The organism is Maribacter hydrothermalis, assembly GCF_001913155.1.
Classification (GTDB): domain Bacteria; phylum Bacteroidota; class Bacteroidia; order Flavobacteriales; family Flavobacteriaceae; genus Maribacter; species Maribacter hydrothermalis.
Genome location: NZ_CP018760.1, coordinates 4,183,435 through 4,200,810 on the forward strand (window position 1 = coordinate 4,183,435; position 17,376 = coordinate 4,200,810).

Below are 17,376 nucleotides of genomic sequence, written 5' to 3' on the forward strand. Positions count from 1 at the left end.
GGATATGGATTTTAAACGAATTAAAGAAAAATTGAACATTTTAGCCGATGCAGCTAAATATGACGTGTCTTGTTCTAGCAGTGGTAGTAATCGTAAAAACAAGAATAATGGCTTAGGAGATACAGGTACTGGAATTTGCCATACATATACTGAGGATGGTCGGTGCGTTTCTCTATTAAAAATACTTTTAACCAACCATTGCATTTTTGATTGCGCCTATTGTGTTACCCGAAAAAGTAATGATATTAAAAGGGCTGCCTTTAAAATTCAAGAAGTTGTTGACCTGACCATTAATTTTTATAGAAGGAATTATATCGAAGGATTGTTTTTAAGTTCTGGTATATTCAAAAGCGCGGATTACACCATGGAGCGCCTAATTGCTGTAGCTAAAAAGTTACGTTTAGAAGAAAATTTTAATGGATATATCCACTTAAAATCAATACCAGGTGCGAGTGATGAATTAATGTATGAGGCCGGATTATATGCAGACCGATTATCGGTCAATATAGAAATCCCCACTATCTCCGGCCTTAAATTATTAGCACCAGATAAAAAGCATGAAGATTTTATTAAACCTATGCTAAAAGTGAAAAACGAGATAATTCGTTATAAAGAGGAGAGAAAAATAATAAAAAGCACCGCAAAATACGCGCCTGCTGGTCAAAGCACTCAAATGATCATCGGTGCAACGGGAGAAAGCGATAAAGATATCATGTATTCTGCTACCCATTTTTACAAAAATTACAAAATGAAACGGGTGTATTATTCCGGTTATGTACCTATATCTACTGATAACAGATTACCTTCCTTAGGCTCAGAGGTACCTATGTTACGAGAAAATAGACTATATCAAACAGATTGGTTATTACGCTTTTATGGTTTTAATGTTACTGAAATTTTAGACGCGAACAACCCAAATTTAGATATGGATATAGATCCAAAATTAATGTGGGCGCTTAGGAATTTAAATTACTTTCCTGTGGATATAAACAAAGTAGATGCGCACATGTTGGCTAGAATTCCTGGTATAGGAATGGATTCAGTTCGTAAAATAATAAGCGGTAGAAAGTATCGTAATTTGAATTGGAGCCACTTAAAAAAAATGGGAATAGCACTTAACCGGGCAAAGTATTTTATCATTTGTAATTCTAATGATTGGGAGCGTAGAGACTTAGATGCACCTAAGATAAGAAGTATGATACTTCAATCGCAAAATGGAAAATTTAAAAATCAATACAACAATCAATTATCCCTATTTGTTTAAAGTTATACTTAATATAAAAAATCATACCATGAACAATTTAAACAACACCTTAAATGCGCAAAATATTTCAATATTAAATATCGTTTTAACGCGTCTTCAATGTCAAATACTTTCCATGGGCTATACTATGGTAATGTTTAAGAGTAAAATTAAAAAAAGAGTTAAAATAGTATCTAGAATCTTTTTCTTCAACTTTTAAAACAACACTTATGAATTCAACAAAAACTCTAATTTACGATGGTAGTTTTAATGGTTTCCTAACGGCAGTTTTTATTGGCTTTGAACAAAAGCTCACTAATGCCGATATACAAAAACAAGGGAATTTACAAAGTGGCTTATTTGCGGAAACAGAAACTATATTCACTAATGTCACTAAAGCACAACGTGTATGGAATGGTATTCGTAATAAAAGTAATACTGCCATAAAAAACATTTACTTTTCGTTTTTAAGCGAGCAGAAAAATATAGAAGCCCTACTCTATTATTATATTCAAAAACTAATGGGTAGCAAACATTTAGGCGCTACAGATTTTAGTGATGATGCAGTGCTGAAAATTAATAATGTTGCTCATAAAGTAAGTCGAGAAAAACACAGAATGGAAGCTTTTGTACGATTTCAATTAACAAAAGATGATATATACTTCGCGAATATAGAACCCGACTTTGATGTGCTTCCTTTAATTTCAAAACACTTTAGAAACCGATATGCAGACCAGCAATGGATAATTTATGACCTAAAACGTAAATACGGACTATTTTATAATTTACATACCGTTGAAATTATTTCGTTAGATTTAACCGATATTCCTCAAAATAGTCTACAAAAAAACTCAGCCTTTACCAATGAGGAATATGAGTACCAAGAATTATGGAACAATTATTTTAAAAGTACTACCATTAAATCACGTATAAATACGAAGCTTCATGTTCAGCATGTGCCAAAGAGATATTGGAAGTATCTTTCAGAGAAAAAAGTAGCTGTATAATTTAATGACTATTAGCTCTATAATAATTGCTTGTGCTATTAGTAGGGGTACCTCAAAATTTTATAATTAAAAGTTAGAATAAAAACGGTACAAGTATTTTAATGACAATGAAGTCAAAGTCACAAAAATAAAAGCACCGTTTACCCCCAATTAAGAAATAATTTATACTGTTGCCAATTCCCTAACTTTCAAAATATTTGATGGAACTTTTGTTCCATTACTTACCCCATTAGGTGAAACCAACTCGCCATTGTCCGACATAGCAGATGTGACATGGGTAGCAGAATTTTCCATTCTATACTCTTTTCTAAAACCTAAGAGAATTACAGATATATTTCGTTCAATAGAGCCTTCATTAACAAATTCCTTTATCATTTGGAGCACATCATGATCTATATAAACAGTACTAGAGGCATCAATTATAATATTACTCCCTTCTGGTAAATGTGCGAACGTTTGCTTAATGGCCGCTTTATTTAAGAATGATACTTCTTGTGCTAATTCCATATTAATAGTTTCCCCCTTTTTATGCTTGTCTTTTTTGAAAAAATATGCCAACTTAACATTACCTCTTAATATAAAGTATACGCTAACTGCTAATCCAATACCAACACCTACTAATAAGTCGGTCATTACAATTGCCACCACCGTAACGACAAAAGGTATAAACTGAAACTTTTTACTATTCTGCCACATATGGATAAACTTTTGTGGGCTTGCCAATTTAAACCCGATAACCAATAAAACCGCCGCAAGTGATGCTAATGGTATTTTATTCAATAAAAATGGAATTGCAAGGACTGCCACTAATAAAAATACCCCATGGGAAATCGCCGCAATTTTAGTCTTTCCTCCAGAATTAATATTTGCCGATGTTCTAACAATTACGGAAGTTACCGGGATACCCCCAATTAAACAACTTAGCATGTTGCCAACACCTTGAGCTTTTAATTCTCTATTTGTATTTGTATATCGTTTTAAAGGGTCTAATTTATCGGCCGCTTCTATACACAACAAAGTTTCAATACTAGCTACCGCAGCAATCGTTATGGCAACGACCCACACATCCATATTTAATATTTGTGTGAAATCTGGAAGACTAAATTGACTCCAGAACTGGGTCATCGATTCTGGAACTGGTAAACTTACTAAATGATCCTGGCTAATTACCAAAGATGAGCCAGTTGCTTTGAAAGTTTCGTTGATTAATATTCCCGCCAATACAGCTATTAAAGCACCAGGTATAGATTTTAACCTTTTTAAAAACGGAACTTTCAAAAAAGCTATAAGAATTGCTAAAGACACTAAGACCACAATTATCGCTCCTGGGTGAATAAAATTAATGGTATTAGCTAAAGTAACGAACAGTTGATGGTCACCGGCAGCATTTATAAAGAAATAATCTCCTTCGTGCATTTCATCAAAACCTACGGCATGTGGTATTTGAGATAGGATTATTATAATACCAATTGCCGCCAACATTCCTTCAATTACATTTGAAGGTAAATAATTGGATAGTACCCCTGCCTTTAAAAAGCCTAAGATAATTTGTATAACACCTGCCAAAAAACCAGCAAGTAAAAAAACCTCAAACGAGCCCAAAGTTGCTATAGCTGCTAAAACAATTGCAGTTAAGCCGGCCGCTGGACCAGAAACACTTAATTGTGAACCACTGAGCATACCTACCACTATACCTGCCACCACGCCAGAAATAATACCGGAAAACAAGGGAGCACCACTTGCCAAAGCAATACCTAAACATAAAGGTAGTGCAACTAAAAAAACGACTAAACCTGATTTAATATCAGACTTAAAATATTTTGTTGAAAAATCTTTCATAGTAACTTTTTATAATTTATTAGTTAATGGAGGCTATAGGTTAAACAGACCTATAAATGAATACTTCTTATCTGTAATTTCCGCTGATTGTTCAATTGGAACTTCGATGACATTTTTTACATTTTTTTTAATAAAATTTGTAGTATCGAACCATCTTTTGTTCGTCCCAGATAAAACCTTTTGTTTTGGCACTATTGCATCTTCAACATTAATTTGTTCTAAAAAGTTTTGAAAGGCACATGAATTAAGTCCGGTAAATAAATCAAAAGAAACTGTCTCAATATTAATTTTATGCTCAATTTCTATGCGCCTTTGAGAATCTTTAAAACTTTTACTTACTTGCTTACGAACTTTATCCGTTTTACTAAAATGAGCAATTCCCCAACGGGTGTCGGGTAGTCTATAACCCGCAATTAATACTATATCCAGCTTTGTATCGGGATAATTTAAAATTGCGTACTCAATTAGTTGTAATGAATCAACTGTAAAATCTGTTGGAATTAGTATTTTTCTCATCTTTTCTAGCTTTTAAACAAACATAATTGCCAAAAGTTAGAACCGCATAAGAGCGGAATTAGAATGAGATTAGAATTATAATATTCTAAGAATTAGTAATCTTTTTGTTGGGTAATTTTATTTTTACCAAGGTTCCTAAATCAATTTGAGACACATACCTTATTTCCCCAGAATGCATCTTAATAATGCGGTATGCAAGCGGAAGACCAAACCCGAACCCCTTTATGTCCCTAACATTTGAAGCCCTAAAAAATGGCTCGAATATGTTTTTCAACTCATCTTCTGGGATACCTATTCCAGAATCTTTAATGTTAAGCATTACGGTATTTGTATCGGAAGTAATTTTAACTGACACCTTTCTATTATTAGAAAACTTACAGGCATTTTCTAGAATATTACCTAAGGCAACTTTTAACAACGACTCACTACCCATTACCGTTATAGCAGCCTCATTGTCTGGCATGCCTTCAAAATCTAGTTCAATTTTATTATTGATTATTGCAACATCTAAGTTTTTCTTAATATTCAAAATCATCTCGTCAAGTCGAATAGGCTCTATTAAGAACCCTTTGGACTCAAAATCAGTTTGAGCAAGTTTTAATAATCCGTTCACTAAAAAATCTAACCGAGATGCCTCACGTTCAATATTCTTTAATATAGACTTGTACTCTAAATCGTCTCTCTTTTTATAAAGAGCAATTTCAGTTTGCCCTAGTATTGCCGTAAGTGGGTTTCTTAATTCATGAGATGCATTGTTAATAAAATTATTTTGAAGGTCGAAAGATATTTGAAGCCTATCTAACATATTATTAAATGTTATGGCTAATTGAGCAAGCTCATCCTTACCATTACTAATATCTAAACGCTGCGATAAATTTTCGGCTCGTATAGAATTCACCTCTTTTATAATTTTTGAAATAGGACTCAATGCTTGCTTTGCAAAGTAATTTCCTAATATAAAAATGAAAACCATACTAATAAAAAAGGCCAGAATAAGTGTATTTCTTAAATTATCTAACTTACCAAAACCATAAAGATCTGTTGCTGATAAAACAACAATAAAATCGCCCTGTAGGTCATGAAAAAGTAGCCCTGTATAGTAATACTCGCCTTGTTTTAATTCTGCGTATTGCTCACCAAAAATTTCAGAAAAGAAGCTTTCTGGCAACGATTTATCAAATTCTATTAAGGGTAACTTTTTTTTACCATCTACTGGATATATAACCTCCTTTTCATTGGGAAGAGTTTGCAAATGGCGAATTCTAATATCATCGTAAATATCAATATTGGATTTATTGCCTTCTAAATAGGCTTGAGCCGCTATTGTTGCTCTTTGACTTAGTCGCAAATAAAATTCGCTTTCCGTATATTTTTTTGAGTTATAATATATAAGGATGAATATGCCTATTAAGAATAAGCTTGTTAACAATATAAAAATGGAAGTTATTTTTGTTCTTAACTGCATACATTAATTAATCACTCTTTACAATATATCCCATTCCAATAACGGTATGTATAAGTTTTTTCTCATATGGTTTATCTATCTTATTTCTAAGATAATTAACATAGACATCCACAACGTTAGTCCCCATATTAAAATTGATATCCCATACACTCTCCAATATATCAATACGGCTTAGAACCCTATTCTTGTTTTTTAGTAAATATTCTAACAATCTAAATTCTGTTGACGTCAAATTAATTTCATTGTTTGCCCGTTTAACCGTCCTAGCATCCATATTCAACTCTAAATCTTCCAACAATAAGATGTTGTTTGTAAAACCTAAAGAACCCTTTTTTCTTGTTCTAGCCCTAATTCTCGCCAATAGCTCTTTAAATTTAAATGGCTTTACTAAATAATCATCCGCACCGGCATCTAAACCTTTTACAATATTTTCTGTTGCCCCTAATGCGGTCAACATTATTATGGGTAACAAATCATATCCTAATTGTCTTATTTTCTTAGCAACTTCTCTACCATCTATACCAGGCAAAATTACATCTAAAACCACCAAGTCAATTTCTTTCTGTTTCAATAATTCCAAACCATTGATACCATCATAAGCAACGAATACCTTGTAGCCAGATTCTTGTAAACCTTGACTAATAAATGCCGCCACATTCGGCTCATCTTCTATAACTAAAATTTGTTTTGCGATTGCGGTAGATTTAAATGGTGTTTATATTACAAATATATCTTATTCATAGTATTAAGATTTGTATATGAAATTAGAATTACATTAGAATTATAATAAATATATCCTACTAAACTTAAAAAAACATACCTGATTCTTAAGTTATAACAATGAATTTAATGCCGCTAATAAAAGTTTAACTTGTAATTTTATTGTAAGCTTATATATATAGTATTTATTAAAACTAATGATAGATTTTCCGGTCATCACATCTACCCTATCAGCCAAAGAATTAGGTGAATTTGTTATTGAACAATATAGTCTTTCTAAACAATTACAATGCAACTTGTTTAGATCAGGCATAAACCACACCTATTTTCTAACTAACAAGGAAATAAAATATGTAATAAGAGTTTATAGCCATAAATGGAGGTCCAAGAGAGAGATTAATGCAGAATTAAAACTTCTAAAACTCTTAAAAACAAATGAAATCGCTATTTCCTATCCTTTAAAAGATCGTATTGTGCAATTTATTCAAGAAATTAACGCACCCGAGGGTATTAGGTATATAGTACTTTTTTCATTTGCCGAAGGAGAAAAACTTAGGCATATGAACCATAAAACCTTAACCTATATAGGTTCGTTAATGGGTAGGTTTCATAAATTAACTATGAATACAACAATTGAAAGAAAAACATACAATAAACAATCTTTATTAGAACAACCCTACCAGAAGCTTTTACATTTTTTCTCAAATAAATTACCAGAAATGGAGTTCATTAAAAATTTCAAAGAATCTTTTAACGACTCCGATTATACTCATTTAAATTCCGGCATTATGCATATGGATCTATGGTATGATAATATGTCGGTTGCAAATGAAAAAGAAATTACACTTTTCGATTTTGACTTTTGTGGTAATGGAACTCAGCTTTTAGATGTTGCTTACTTTTGCAAACAGCTATTTTTTATTGAAACTGACAAGAGTGAATATGAAATAAAAGTAAAAAGATTTCTTGATGGTTATCAAAATATTAAAACTTTATCAAAAAGTGAACTTGATTTAATTCCGGTTTTTGGGGCGTCTATTTTTATTTTTTACTTAGGTGTACAAGCACAACGATTTGACTGGTCAAATATATTTTTAACTGAAAACTACCTAAAAATGTATATCGGTAGAATCAAATCTTGGCTTTCCTATCATAATTTAAGCGAAACGCTTTCTGTTTATAAATAATTTAATGTTAGTCATTTTATTGGTAGCTTTTACCTTAAATTGTTATGACTGTTCAATGCTATAGCTATATGAAAAAAGAACTAAATACCGTAGACAAGTACATTGGTAGCTTTTCCTTGGATATTCAACAAAAGCTAAAAACAGTCCGAGAACTTATTAAATTAAATGCACCAGAAGCTATTGAAAGCATCTCATACGGAATGCCAGCATATAAATTAAATAATAAGCCGTTGGTCTATTTTGGTGGATTTGCAAATCATATTGGGTTTTATGCGACACCAACAGGGCATCAAAAGTTTAGTAAAGAACTTTCTATCTATAAACAAGGAAAAGGTTCTGTTCAATTTCCCTTTAATCAACCTTTACCGGTAAATTTGATTACAAATATTATCATTTTTAGAGTTTCAGAAAATAGCATTAAATAATATGGAGAAAATTAAAATACATACTGTCATAAAATCAGATATAAAAAAGGTTTGGGAACTTTATACCGACCCTAAACATATAGTAAATTGGAATTTTGCTTCTGAGGATTGGTGCTGCCCTAATGCTGAAAACAACTTAGAAGTAGGCGGGGTTTATAATGTAAGAATGGAAGCAAAAGACAAAAGTTTTGGGTTCGATATGAAAGGAATTTACACAGAAGTGGTGCCTTTTAACTATTTTGAATATGAGTTTGCAAAAAGGAGTGTACGTGTAGATTTTACAGAAATTGAGGATTCCACAAAAGTCGAAATAGTATTTGTACCAGAAACTGAAAATTCTATTGACATGCAAAAAGCTGGCTGGCAATCAATCCTTAATAACTTTAAAATTTATGTAGAAAATAATTAAAAAAGGCTTGAGTCTACTAAATAGATTCTTTATTGTTTATTATTTATTAAGCTGTTCTCAAATTACCGAACTAAACGACCTGTAATATTACCACCTAGAATATTATTTACTTCATCTACTGTTGCAAAATTTACATCGCCTTCATAAGTATGTTTTAATGCACATGCTGCGCTAGCAAATTCCATTGCCTTATAATCATCATACTTTTGTAACCCGTAAATTAATCCTGCAGCGAAAGCATCTCCAGTGCCAATACGGTCAACAACATGGGTAATATCTATATCTATTGTTTCTCTAAATTCTATGCCATTCCACATTCTAGCTCTTATTTTATGCCATGACGAATTTAAAGAAGTTCTAATTTTATCGAATACTTTTTCGATTGAAGGGAAAGCTATCATTAATTGTTTACTTGCTTCAATAAAATCTTCATTTCCATAACCAAATTCGGTACCTAAAACTTCGTTAATTTCATTTACACCGCCAATAAAAATTGTGGAGTAATTTAGAAGCTCAATTAATGCTTCTTTAGGGTCTTGCCCATATTTCCACAATCCATTTCTGTATGTTGGATCAGCAGAAACTGCCATACCTTTTTCTCTAGCTAGCTTTAAACCTTCTTTAAGAATTTCGAAAGAATTTTTAGATAGTGCTGGTGTTATACCCGTCCAATGCATCCATTCACCATCTTCTAATGCATTCTCCCAATTTACTTTTGGTGGGTCTATTTCTGAAAATGCAGAATGCGAGCGGTTATAAGAAATCATACTTGGTCTTATTACAGCGCCTACTTCTAAAAAATATACACCTAAAGGGCGTTTTGACCTTATTATTGAAGTAGTATCAACGCCAAATTTACGAATGTATGTTAGGGCTGTATCCCCTATAAAATCATCTGAAACAGCACTTATATGTTTAACATTTCCTCCAAAATTAGCTATAGAAATACCTACGTTCAACTCCGTACCTCCAAAATAAAATTCAACAATATTAGATTGAATAAACTTTTTATTTCCTCTAGGTGAAATTCGCATTAATACCTCGCCGAATGTAATAATCTGACCCATTATATAATTTTAAGCCTAAAATACCTAATGACTAACAAATAACAACTTCTAATTAAAAAAGTTTTCTGCACTACCCTTCAAAAACTAAGATTTGTAACTTAAAAATCTTATTTGGCAATAAAAATATAAATGGTAAGCTTGTCATTAAATATCGTATTATAATATATAATTTTACTTACATTACAATTAAATCAATGATTATAAATTATCAGGCAATATTTTTTTCTTAGTTTCAATTACCTATCCTAACTGAGTTTTATTTTCAATATGAAAACCTAATAATAGTTATTTTAAAAAGTACTGAAAAATGCAAGTAAAACATGAATGGCGAAAAAAAGAAAAGTCAATTTACCTGCCTAAAACTAAACCAGAGTTGATTACCATACCAGAATATCAATTTATTACTTTACATGGCCAAGGAAATCCAAATAGCGATTATTTTAACGAACACATTCAGGCATTGTATAGTGTCTCCTACGCCATTAAAATGACGCTTAAAAAATTATCAAATACTCCTGAAAATTATAAAGACTGGACCGTTTATCCATTGGAAGGAATATGGGATATTACTGAAAAGGAAAAACAAAATTTCAAAGGCAAAATTAATAAAGATGAATTAGTTTTTGATCTAATGATACGACAACCCAGTTTTGTGAATGAGTCTTTTTTTAATGAAATGTTAGAATTGACAAAAAAGAAAAAACCGCAAAAGCTTTTAAACAAATTACACTTCAAAACAATTAATGAAGGTCCTTCTATACAAATGTTGCACATTGGTAGTTATAACAATGAAAAGGAATCATTTATAAAAATGGAAGCTTATGCTGAAAGTCTGGGTCTCCTACGTAAATCAAAAATTCATAAAGAAATATATCTTTCTGATTTTAGAAAAGTAGATGAAGCCAAATTGAAAACCATTTTGCGTTTTCAAGTGTAAACAATTTTATTTAAAATTTCTTATTTAAAAATACCGTAATTTATTAACTACTAGGATTCTTGTTCTATTAAATAAATAGATAAATATCTTTGCAACTTACTTCCAATTTTTTTTAAACCATATCGATGAAAACCAAATTCTTTATTATGTTTTATTTCTGGTTGAGTTGTATTTCATTGTTCAGTCAAGATAAAATTAAAGAAGAGCGCTTTTTATCTATAGGTGGAATAGAACAATGGATTACAATAAAGGGCGAAAACTTAAAAAACCCAGTAATATTATTTATTCACGGAGGACCAGGTAGTACACTAAGTCATTATAAAGAAAATATTTTTAGTGAATGGTCCAAAGAATTTACAATCGTACACTGGGATCAACGAGGTGCTGGAAAAACATTTGGTAAAAACGCCCCAAATGAAATTAATGAGGAGTTTTATTTAAATAATCCGCTAGAAGTTGAGAAAATGACCGATGATGGAATTGAACTTGCCCAACACCTTATAAAGTATCTAAATAAAAGAAAAATTATAATTGTTGGAACCTCATGGGGATCTATACTAGCTACCAAAATGGTTTTAAAACAACCCGAACTATTTCATGCTTATATTGGTCATGCCCAGTTTGTTAATTTCTCTAACAATGTAGAAAATGCCTATTCTAAAGTACTTGAATTGGCTGAAAAAAATATAGATAGTACAATAATTGAAAAGCTAATAACTTTAGGCAAACCTCCTTATACCAAAGCTAAAAATTATGGACAGTTATTTAAAATGATTAAAAAGTATGAAAAAGAGACTTCAAAAGAAATACCTACATCTTGGTGGCAAATAGCACCAACTTATGATAATAATAAAGATAGTAGAGACAGATATAATGGTGATGATTACTCCTTTCTAAATTTTGTAGGTGATCAGCAGATTGGTATTAAATCAATGGTTTCTGAAATCAACTTTATAAAAAATGGACTAACATTTCATCTACCTGTTATAATGGTTCAGGGAGAAAATGACATTCTTACCTCACAAGAGTTGAATAAACCTTATTTTGAAAAATTAAGAGCCCCTAGAAAAGAATATCATATGGTACAAAATGCAGCTCATGGTTTTGATCAAGCTGTTATAAAAAATCTATACAACGTAATACTAGATCTAAGGGTTCAAAATTAATTTAAAAAATAAAATACAATAAGAGCTTTATTTTTCACTTTTCTCACCAACGAAATGATCACTCTTATTTTTAAAAAGTATGTTGAATGTGGTTAAACTGCCATAAATACGAGTAATATATTGTTGTAAGTCTATCTTTTCTTGATCATCTAAATTTTTACTTGAGTTTATTTTCTGTTCCATTACCCTTATACGGTCACGAACCATTACAATTTTATGAAAAAAGGTGTTTATAGGAATTTCTTTATTGCTAATTCCTGCCTCACCAGGCTGTAATATAAGATTACCTCCTTTCCATTTATCCGCTATTGCTACACGTTGTGTAGTATCACTCCATTTTTGAAGAATAGCAACTAAAGAACTTTCTACATCAAAGAAACTTACAGTATCCACCTCTCCTTCAACTGCTTCAATAACTTCAAAATCACTATTTATCTCAATAGTTTCGAGACCTTTGTCCATAAAGGTAACCCAATATTGATTTGAAGAAACGTTAGTAATTACACCTTTTCCAAGCTCGTTATGAGAAATTCTTGACCCTATTCCTAGTACTTTCATTATATTATTAATTAGTTATTCTGCTAATTTAGACGCTGTTTTAATCATCTGCAAAACGATTTAAGATTATTAAAGAATAATGTTTGTAACAAATACTGTTTTGCAATCTTATTAACTTCATGTACATTTAAAGAGTCGATTTTAATTTCCTTTTTAACTTGAAATACTACTTTATGAAAAACATTATAACATTATTAATTTTCTGTTTCTTATTCTCTTGTGCAGAGAAAAAAAAAGAAGTTTTAGAACAACCACCTATTAAATTAAAAGCATTGATAATTGATGGTCAAAACAATCATTATGTATGGCCAAAAACTACAATGATGATGAAAGATTATTTAGAACAAACTAATCTTTTTGAAGTGGATGTAAAACGTACAGATTCTGTTTATTTAGGTATTAAATACAAGAAATCTAGACCTGAAGCGTATAATTATTTTATTGAAACCTACCCGTTAACAGATAAAACATATCCACTCTCAGAAAGTCCAATAAAAACCTCTGACTTTTCTATCAATTTTAATGACTACGACGTGGTAATTTCCAATTTAGGGGCTGAATCTCCGTTATGGCCAGAAAAAACTAGAAAGGATTTTGAAAATTATATGAAAAATGGCGGTGGATTCGTTGTTATACATGCTGCCAATAACGCTTGGGGAGATTGGGAAGAATTTAATAAAATGATTGGTCTGGGTGCTTGGGGAGGCAGAGATGAAAGCTCAGGCCCCTATGTTTATTATAATGATGCTGGCGAATTAATTGAAGATAATTCAGAAGGGGTTTGCGGTTCTCATGGACTTGAAAATGAATTTCAATTAACGACAAGAGCCCTAGAACACCCAATTATGAAAGGTTTACCAAATAAATGGTTACATACGCCCGATGAATTATACGAACGTATGAGGGGACCTTTTGAAAATGCTACTATTTTGGCTACTGCTTTTGCCGATGTTGAAAAAAATGCACCACCATGGGACCCTACCATAAAAGGTCTTGGCCAACATGTACCACAACTAATGGCAATTAATTACGGAAAGGGAAGGGTTTTCCATTCTACTTTAGGCCATTTTGATTATTCGATGGAATGCGCTGGTTTTATAACAACTTTACAACGTGGTACCGAATGGGCAGCAACAGGTGCTGTAACCCAAGAAATCCCAAAAGATTTCCCTACGGAGGACGTAACGTCTTCTAGAAATTGGAAATAAGATTAGTAAATCTTTATTCCGTTTTTGTGTCACAATCGTCTTTTCTTCGGGTATCAATGAGATATATAATTTTCCATGCGCTTTCAACTTTTAATAGTTGAAAAGAATTTACCCCGCAGTGATGAAATTTATTATTTAACCAAAATTCATATGGTGTCCAAGCATTGGCCATTGTACCATCTATTTGTATAGAAAAATCTGTAATCCGTTCTTGAAAGGCAATAGAATCTGGTATGCTGATAATCGATTTTAAAAAATCATTAAAATCTTCATTCTTTAAGATTGATTTCCCTTCTTTATCCAAACTAATAGTTTGTAACACTACCGGAGAATAAGTGGTATTTTTTATGGCTATTGAATCTTGAGCATGAAAGGCACTAAAAAAATCTACAATAGTTTGCTTTACTTTTTGCTCTTCCTCAGACTGTGCCAAGACCGAAATAGTTAATAAACAAAAGATTAAAAACAGTATATTTTTCATAATCATGGTTTTATTTACTATTCTAAAATTAGACAAATAGTTTATAATTTAACCTAAAAGCCTTTTTATATAATCCTCATTATTCTCATAAAACTCCTTACTTTTATAGCACTTAATCAAAAACAAACTATGTCTACAGCAAAGAAAGAATATAAAAGAGTTACAGTAAAATCATTAGTGGATATGAAAAAGAATGGAGAGAAAATCTCCATGCTAACTGCTTATGATTTTTCTATGGCGAAAATTGTTGATGCTGCAAAAGTTGATGTTATTTTAGTAGGTGACTCTGCTAGTAATGTTATGGCTGGTCACGAAACTACTTTACCTATTACTTTAGACCAAATGATATACCATGCCTCATCTGTTATTAGAGCTGTCGAACGAGCTTTAGTAGTCGTTGATCTACCTTTTGGAAGCTACCAAAGCGACCCAAAAGAGGCTTTACGGTCAGCAATTAGAATAATGAAAGAAAGTGGCGCCCATGCAGTAAAACTTGAAGGTGGTGCAGAAATCAAAGAATCAGTAAAAAGAATTTTAGCTGCAGGTATACCCGTAATGGGCCATTTAGGATTAACGCCACAATCTATCTATAAATTTGGCACATATACCGTTCGCGCTAAAGAAGAGGAAGAAGCAGAACAATTGATAGAAGATGCCAAATTACTAGAGAAACTAGGCTGTTTTGGTATAGTATTAGAAAAAATCCCTGCAAGATTAACCAAAAGTGTTTCTGAAAGCTTAACTATACCTACCATTGGAATTGGAGGCGGAAAATATGCAGACGGACAAGTATTAGTGGTACACGATTTATTAGGCATGACGCATGAATTTAACCCACGTTTTTTACGCCGTTATATGAATCTTTACGAAGAAATGGGAAATGCAATTTCTAATTACGTAAGTGATGTAAAAAGTCAAGATTTCCCTAATGATGACGAACAGTATTAATTGATTTATAATAAGCAAAGTGCAAATGCATTAATCTAATAAAAACAGGTTTGTAATTCACCCCTAATTTGTCAAAAAAAGAACATTCTACCGTAGATAATCTTCAAGTATTGTTTGAGGATAACCATTTAATAATTGTCAATAAACGACCTGGCGATATTGTACAAGGTGACAAAACGGGTGACCAGCCTTTGAGCGACACCGTAAAAGCTTTTATTAAAAGAAAGTACAACAAGCCTGGCAACGTGTATTTAGGGGTCGTTCATCGATTGGACCGCCCAACATCTGGTATTGTTGTATTTGCAAAAACATCCAAAGCCTTGCCAAGATTAAATAAAATGTTTGCGGAGAAAAATGCTAAAAAAACATATTGGGCCATTGTAAAAAATATGCCAAGTGATCCCGAAAAAAGACTTGTTCATTGGATGAAACGAAATACAAAGCAAAATAAATCTTATGCTAATACAAATGAAGTCCCCGATAGTAAAAAAGCAATTTTAACTTATAGAGTTATGCGAAAATTGCATAATTACTACCTTCTAGAAATAGATTTAGAAACAGGCAGGCACCATCAAATACGTTCGCAACTGACTGCAATTGGCTGTCCTATTAAAGGAGACTTAAAATACGGATTTAACAGAAGTAATGCTGATGGCAGTATTCATTTACATGCCCGAAAATTAAAACTTACACATCCTGTTAATAAAGAACCTTTAGAAATTTTGGCTCCACTACCAAATGACCCTATTTGGAATGCATGTCTTTAATTTTACTACATTTAAAGTAAACACTATAACCATGATAAAGAAAATAGTTGTCTTTTACATATTAGTATCTCTAAGCTCTTGCAGTAGCTACAACTCTATTGATACTTTTTATAACGCACATAAAAATGATAACCAGGTAACTGCGGTAAGAGTTCCACAATTTATGTTAAGCATGATTAGCGAAATTTCTCCTGAAATGCAGGCTTTGGTTGGCAACACAAAAGACCTAAGATATATGCAGTTCCCTAGTGCAACATCTAGCAAAACGCAACTTCTTAATCAACAGATGAATGGTATCACCGGAAATTCATTCATAGAGGTTTTTAGAAAAAATGACGAATTAAAGCGAAATGTAGTTTCTATTCGTGAAAAAAAGAATTCGGTAAAAGAAATATTGATTTACAATAATGATAACCAAACAGGCTCCTTTTTATATTTTAATGGTGATTTTGATCCAGCTAAGGTTCGCGAAATGGCTAAAAATGAGCAATTTACAAAAATGGGTAACCATATAATATCTCAATTTGGTGCTAGTACACCAGGTATAAATTCGCAAAACTAAGTTTTAAGTTTTCGGTATTTTTTTAGCTCTGACGCTTTCTATTACTACGGAACTTAATATTAAAATTCCACCTAAAATTGTTGTCCCTCTGGGGATTTCGGAAAGAAATATTGCTCCAATTATAATTCCGTAGACTGGTTGTACGCTACTAAGTATACTAACCGTTGTTATATTAAAATGTTTAAATGTCATTAAAAATAACGTATGGCCAATTGCCGTAGTTAAAACTGCTAATGCTATTAAGGCCTTCCACTGTTCTACTATTAAAATTGGCTCTATCGTAAATAAAAACGGAAACAACAAAACCCCAACTATAGCTGTTTGGTATGTCATTAAAATTGATCCGTTATATTTATTCACCTTCTTTTTTAGAATAATATTTCTTAACGCATAGGCAAAAGCCGAAAAAACACCTAAACTTATTGCAAGAGTGTAAGAGTTTTCAAAATCTAAAGAAGGGCTTAGAAAATAAATTCCGGTAAGCACTAAAAAAGCTAAAAGAAGATGAACTAGTTGAAACTTTGTTTTAAGTAAAATTGGTTCTAAAAAAGCCGTTATGACAGGATATGTAAAAATAGATAACATACCTATTGCTACATTAGACAATTTCAAAGCATAGAAATAAGCAACCCAATGTATACCCATTAAAAGACCACTAATAAATATAACAGGAGCATCGCTTTTACTGATTTTAAAAGAAAATCCTTTCCATTTACAAAATAGAAAGAGGACAACAAATGCCAAAATAGCCCTTATGCCTATTGTTACGGAAACAGGTAATTGCACATACCTGCCTAAAGCTCCAGATGTAGCTATAAAAAGCATAGCCACATTTATTTCTATTAAATGTTTTATATGATTGTTTTTCATC

19 protein-coding genes are annotated in these 17,376 nt (G+C 31.8%); 11 read left to right on the plus strand and 8 right to left on the minus strand.

Going from position 1 to position 17,376, the window contains the following annotated elements:
* Window positions 1-4 precede the first annotated feature (4 nt).
* Both BTR34_RS18045 and BTR34_RS18050 read left to right on the plus strand, forming a co-directional pair.
* Complete coding sequence (locus BTR34_RS18045) at window positions 5-1,264, plus strand: putative DNA modification/repair radical SAM protein (protein WP_068485013.1); 1,260 nt, start codon at window positions 5-7, stop codon at window positions 1,262-1,264.
* Window positions 1,265-1,473: 209 nt separating this feature from the next.
* Entirely contained in the window at window positions 1,474-2,250 is a 777-nt protein-coding gene (locus tag BTR34_RS18050; protein ID WP_068484701.1) for a TIGR03915 family putative DNA repair protein, read from the plus strand.
* 162 nt (window positions 2,251-2,412) lie between these two features.
* Here BTR34_RS18050 and BTR34_RS18055 read toward each other — a convergent pair whose 3' ends face one another.
* The 4 genes from BTR34_RS18055 to BTR34_RS18070 form a co-directional block, all read right to left on the minus strand.
* Entirely contained in the window at window positions 2,413-4,089 is a 1,677-nt protein-coding gene (locus tag BTR34_RS18055; protein WP_068484700.1) for a SulP family inorganic anion transporter, read from the minus strand.
* Window positions 4,090-4,122: 33 nt separating this feature from the next.
* Complete coding sequence (locus tag BTR34_RS18060; RefSeq protein WP_068484699.1) at window positions 4,123-4,605, minus strand: hypothetical protein; 483 nt, start codon at window positions 4,603-4,605, stop codon at window positions 4,123-4,125.
* Window positions 4,606-4,690: 85 nt separating this feature from the next.
* Entirely contained in the window at window positions 4,691-6,070 is a 1,380-nt protein-coding gene (locus BTR34_RS18065; RefSeq protein WP_068484698.1) for a sensor histidine kinase, read from the minus strand.
* Window positions 6,071-6,077: 7 nt separating this feature from the next.
* Window positions 6,078-6,764 carry a response regulator transcription factor gene (locus BTR34_RS18070; RefSeq protein WP_068484697.1) on the minus strand — a complete coding sequence of 229 codons (687 nt, stop codon included), beginning with the start codon at window positions 6,762-6,764 and terminating at the stop codon, window positions 6,078-6,080.
* A gap of 223 nt (window positions 6,765-6,987) precedes the next feature.
* Here BTR34_RS18070 and BTR34_RS18075 point away from each other — a divergent pair, with 223 nt between their 5' ends.
* From BTR34_RS18075 to BTR34_RS18085, 3 genes are all read left to right on the plus strand, one after another.
* Complete coding sequence (locus BTR34_RS18075) at window positions 6,988-7,977, plus strand: phosphotransferase (protein WP_068484696.1); 990 nt, start codon at window positions 6,988-6,990, stop codon at window positions 7,975-7,977.
* Window positions 7,978-8,045: 68 nt separating this feature from the next.
* Complete coding sequence (locus BTR34_RS18080) at window positions 8,046-8,402, plus strand: iron chaperone (protein WP_068484695.1); 357 nt, start codon at window positions 8,046-8,048, stop codon at window positions 8,400-8,402.
* A 1-nt stretch (window position 8,403) separates the two neighbouring features.
* Window positions 8,404-8,811, plus strand: coding sequence for an SRPBCC domain-containing protein (locus tag BTR34_RS18085; RefSeq protein ID WP_068484694.1), 408 nt, complete (start codon window positions 8,404-8,406; stop codon window positions 8,809-8,811).
* 62 nt (window positions 8,812-8,873) lie between these two features.
* On the opposite strand, the gene BTR34_RS18090 is transcribed toward BTR34_RS18085, so the two are convergent.
* Window positions 8,874-9,878 carry a sugar kinase gene (locus BTR34_RS18090; RefSeq protein ID WP_068484693.1) on the minus strand — a complete coding sequence of 335 codons (1,005 nt, stop codon included), beginning with the start codon at window positions 9,876-9,878 and terminating at the stop codon, window positions 8,874-8,876.
* A gap of 307 nt (window positions 9,879-10,185) precedes the next feature.
* Between BTR34_RS18090 and BTR34_RS18095 the strand changes: the two genes are divergently transcribed.
* Both BTR34_RS18095 and BTR34_RS18100 read left to right on the plus strand, forming a co-directional pair.
* Window positions 10,186-10,815, plus strand: coding sequence for a GyrI-like domain-containing protein (locus BTR34_RS18095; protein WP_068484692.1), 630 nt, complete (start codon window positions 10,186-10,188; stop codon window positions 10,813-10,815).
* Between the two features lie 125 nt (window positions 10,816-10,940).
* Window positions 10,941-11,981, plus strand: coding sequence for an alpha/beta hydrolase (locus BTR34_RS18100; RefSeq protein WP_068484691.1), 1,041 nt, complete (start codon window positions 10,941-10,943; stop codon window positions 11,979-11,981).
* Window positions 11,982-12,008: 27 nt separating this feature from the next.
* Here BTR34_RS18100 and BTR34_RS18105 read toward each other — a convergent pair whose 3' ends face one another.
* Entirely contained in the window at window positions 12,009-12,539 is a 531-nt protein-coding gene (locus BTR34_RS18105) for a hypothetical protein (RefSeq protein WP_068484690.1), read from the minus strand.
* 173 nt (window positions 12,540-12,712) lie between these two features.
* On the opposite strand from BTR34_RS18105, the gene BTR34_RS18110 reads away from it, so the two are divergent.
* Window positions 12,713-13,747 carry a ThuA domain-containing protein gene (locus BTR34_RS18110; RefSeq protein ID WP_068484689.1) on the plus strand — a complete coding sequence of 345 codons (1,035 nt, stop codon included), beginning with the start codon at window positions 12,713-12,715 and terminating at the stop codon, window positions 13,745-13,747.
* A gap of 13 nt (window positions 13,748-13,760) precedes the next feature.
* Here BTR34_RS18110 and BTR34_RS18115 read toward each other — a convergent pair whose 3' ends face one another.
* Complete coding sequence (locus BTR34_RS18115) at window positions 13,761-14,228, minus strand: 3-methyl-2-oxobutanoate hydroxymethyltransferase (protein WP_068485012.1); 468 nt, start codon at window positions 14,226-14,228, stop codon at window positions 13,761-13,763.
* Between the two features lie 129 nt (window positions 14,229-14,357).
* Here BTR34_RS18115 and panB point away from each other — a divergent pair, with 129 nt between their 5' ends.
* The 3 genes from panB to BTR34_RS18130 all read left to right on the plus strand — a co-directional run bounded on the left by panB (window position 14,358) and on the right by BTR34_RS18130 (window position 16,505).
* Window positions 14,358-15,176, plus strand: coding sequence for a 3-methyl-2-oxobutanoate hydroxymethyltransferase (gene panB, locus BTR34_RS18120; RefSeq protein WP_068484688.1), 819 nt, complete (start codon window positions 14,358-14,360; stop codon window positions 15,174-15,176).
* Between the two features lie 68 nt (window positions 15,177-15,244).
* Window positions 15,245-15,943, plus strand: a complete 699-nt coding sequence (locus BTR34_RS18125) for an RluA family pseudouridine synthase (protein ID WP_068484687.1) — start codon at window positions 15,245-15,247, stop codon at window positions 15,941-15,943.
* Window positions 15,944-15,974: 31 nt separating this feature from the next.
* Window positions 15,975-16,505 carry a DUF4252 domain-containing protein gene (locus BTR34_RS18130; RefSeq protein WP_235843202.1) on the plus strand — a complete coding sequence of 177 codons (531 nt, stop codon included), beginning with the start codon at window positions 15,975-15,977 and terminating at the stop codon, window positions 16,503-16,505.
* Window positions 16,506-16,508: 3 nt separating this feature from the next.
* Here the strand turns inward: BTR34_RS18130 and BTR34_RS18135 are convergent, their stop codons facing one another.
* Window positions 16,509-17,375 (minus strand): DMT family transporter, encoded by an 867-nt coding sequence (locus tag BTR34_RS18135; protein WP_068484685.1) that lies wholly within the window; start codon window positions 17,373-17,375, stop codon window positions 16,509-16,511.
* Window position 17,376: the final 1 nt, after the last annotated feature.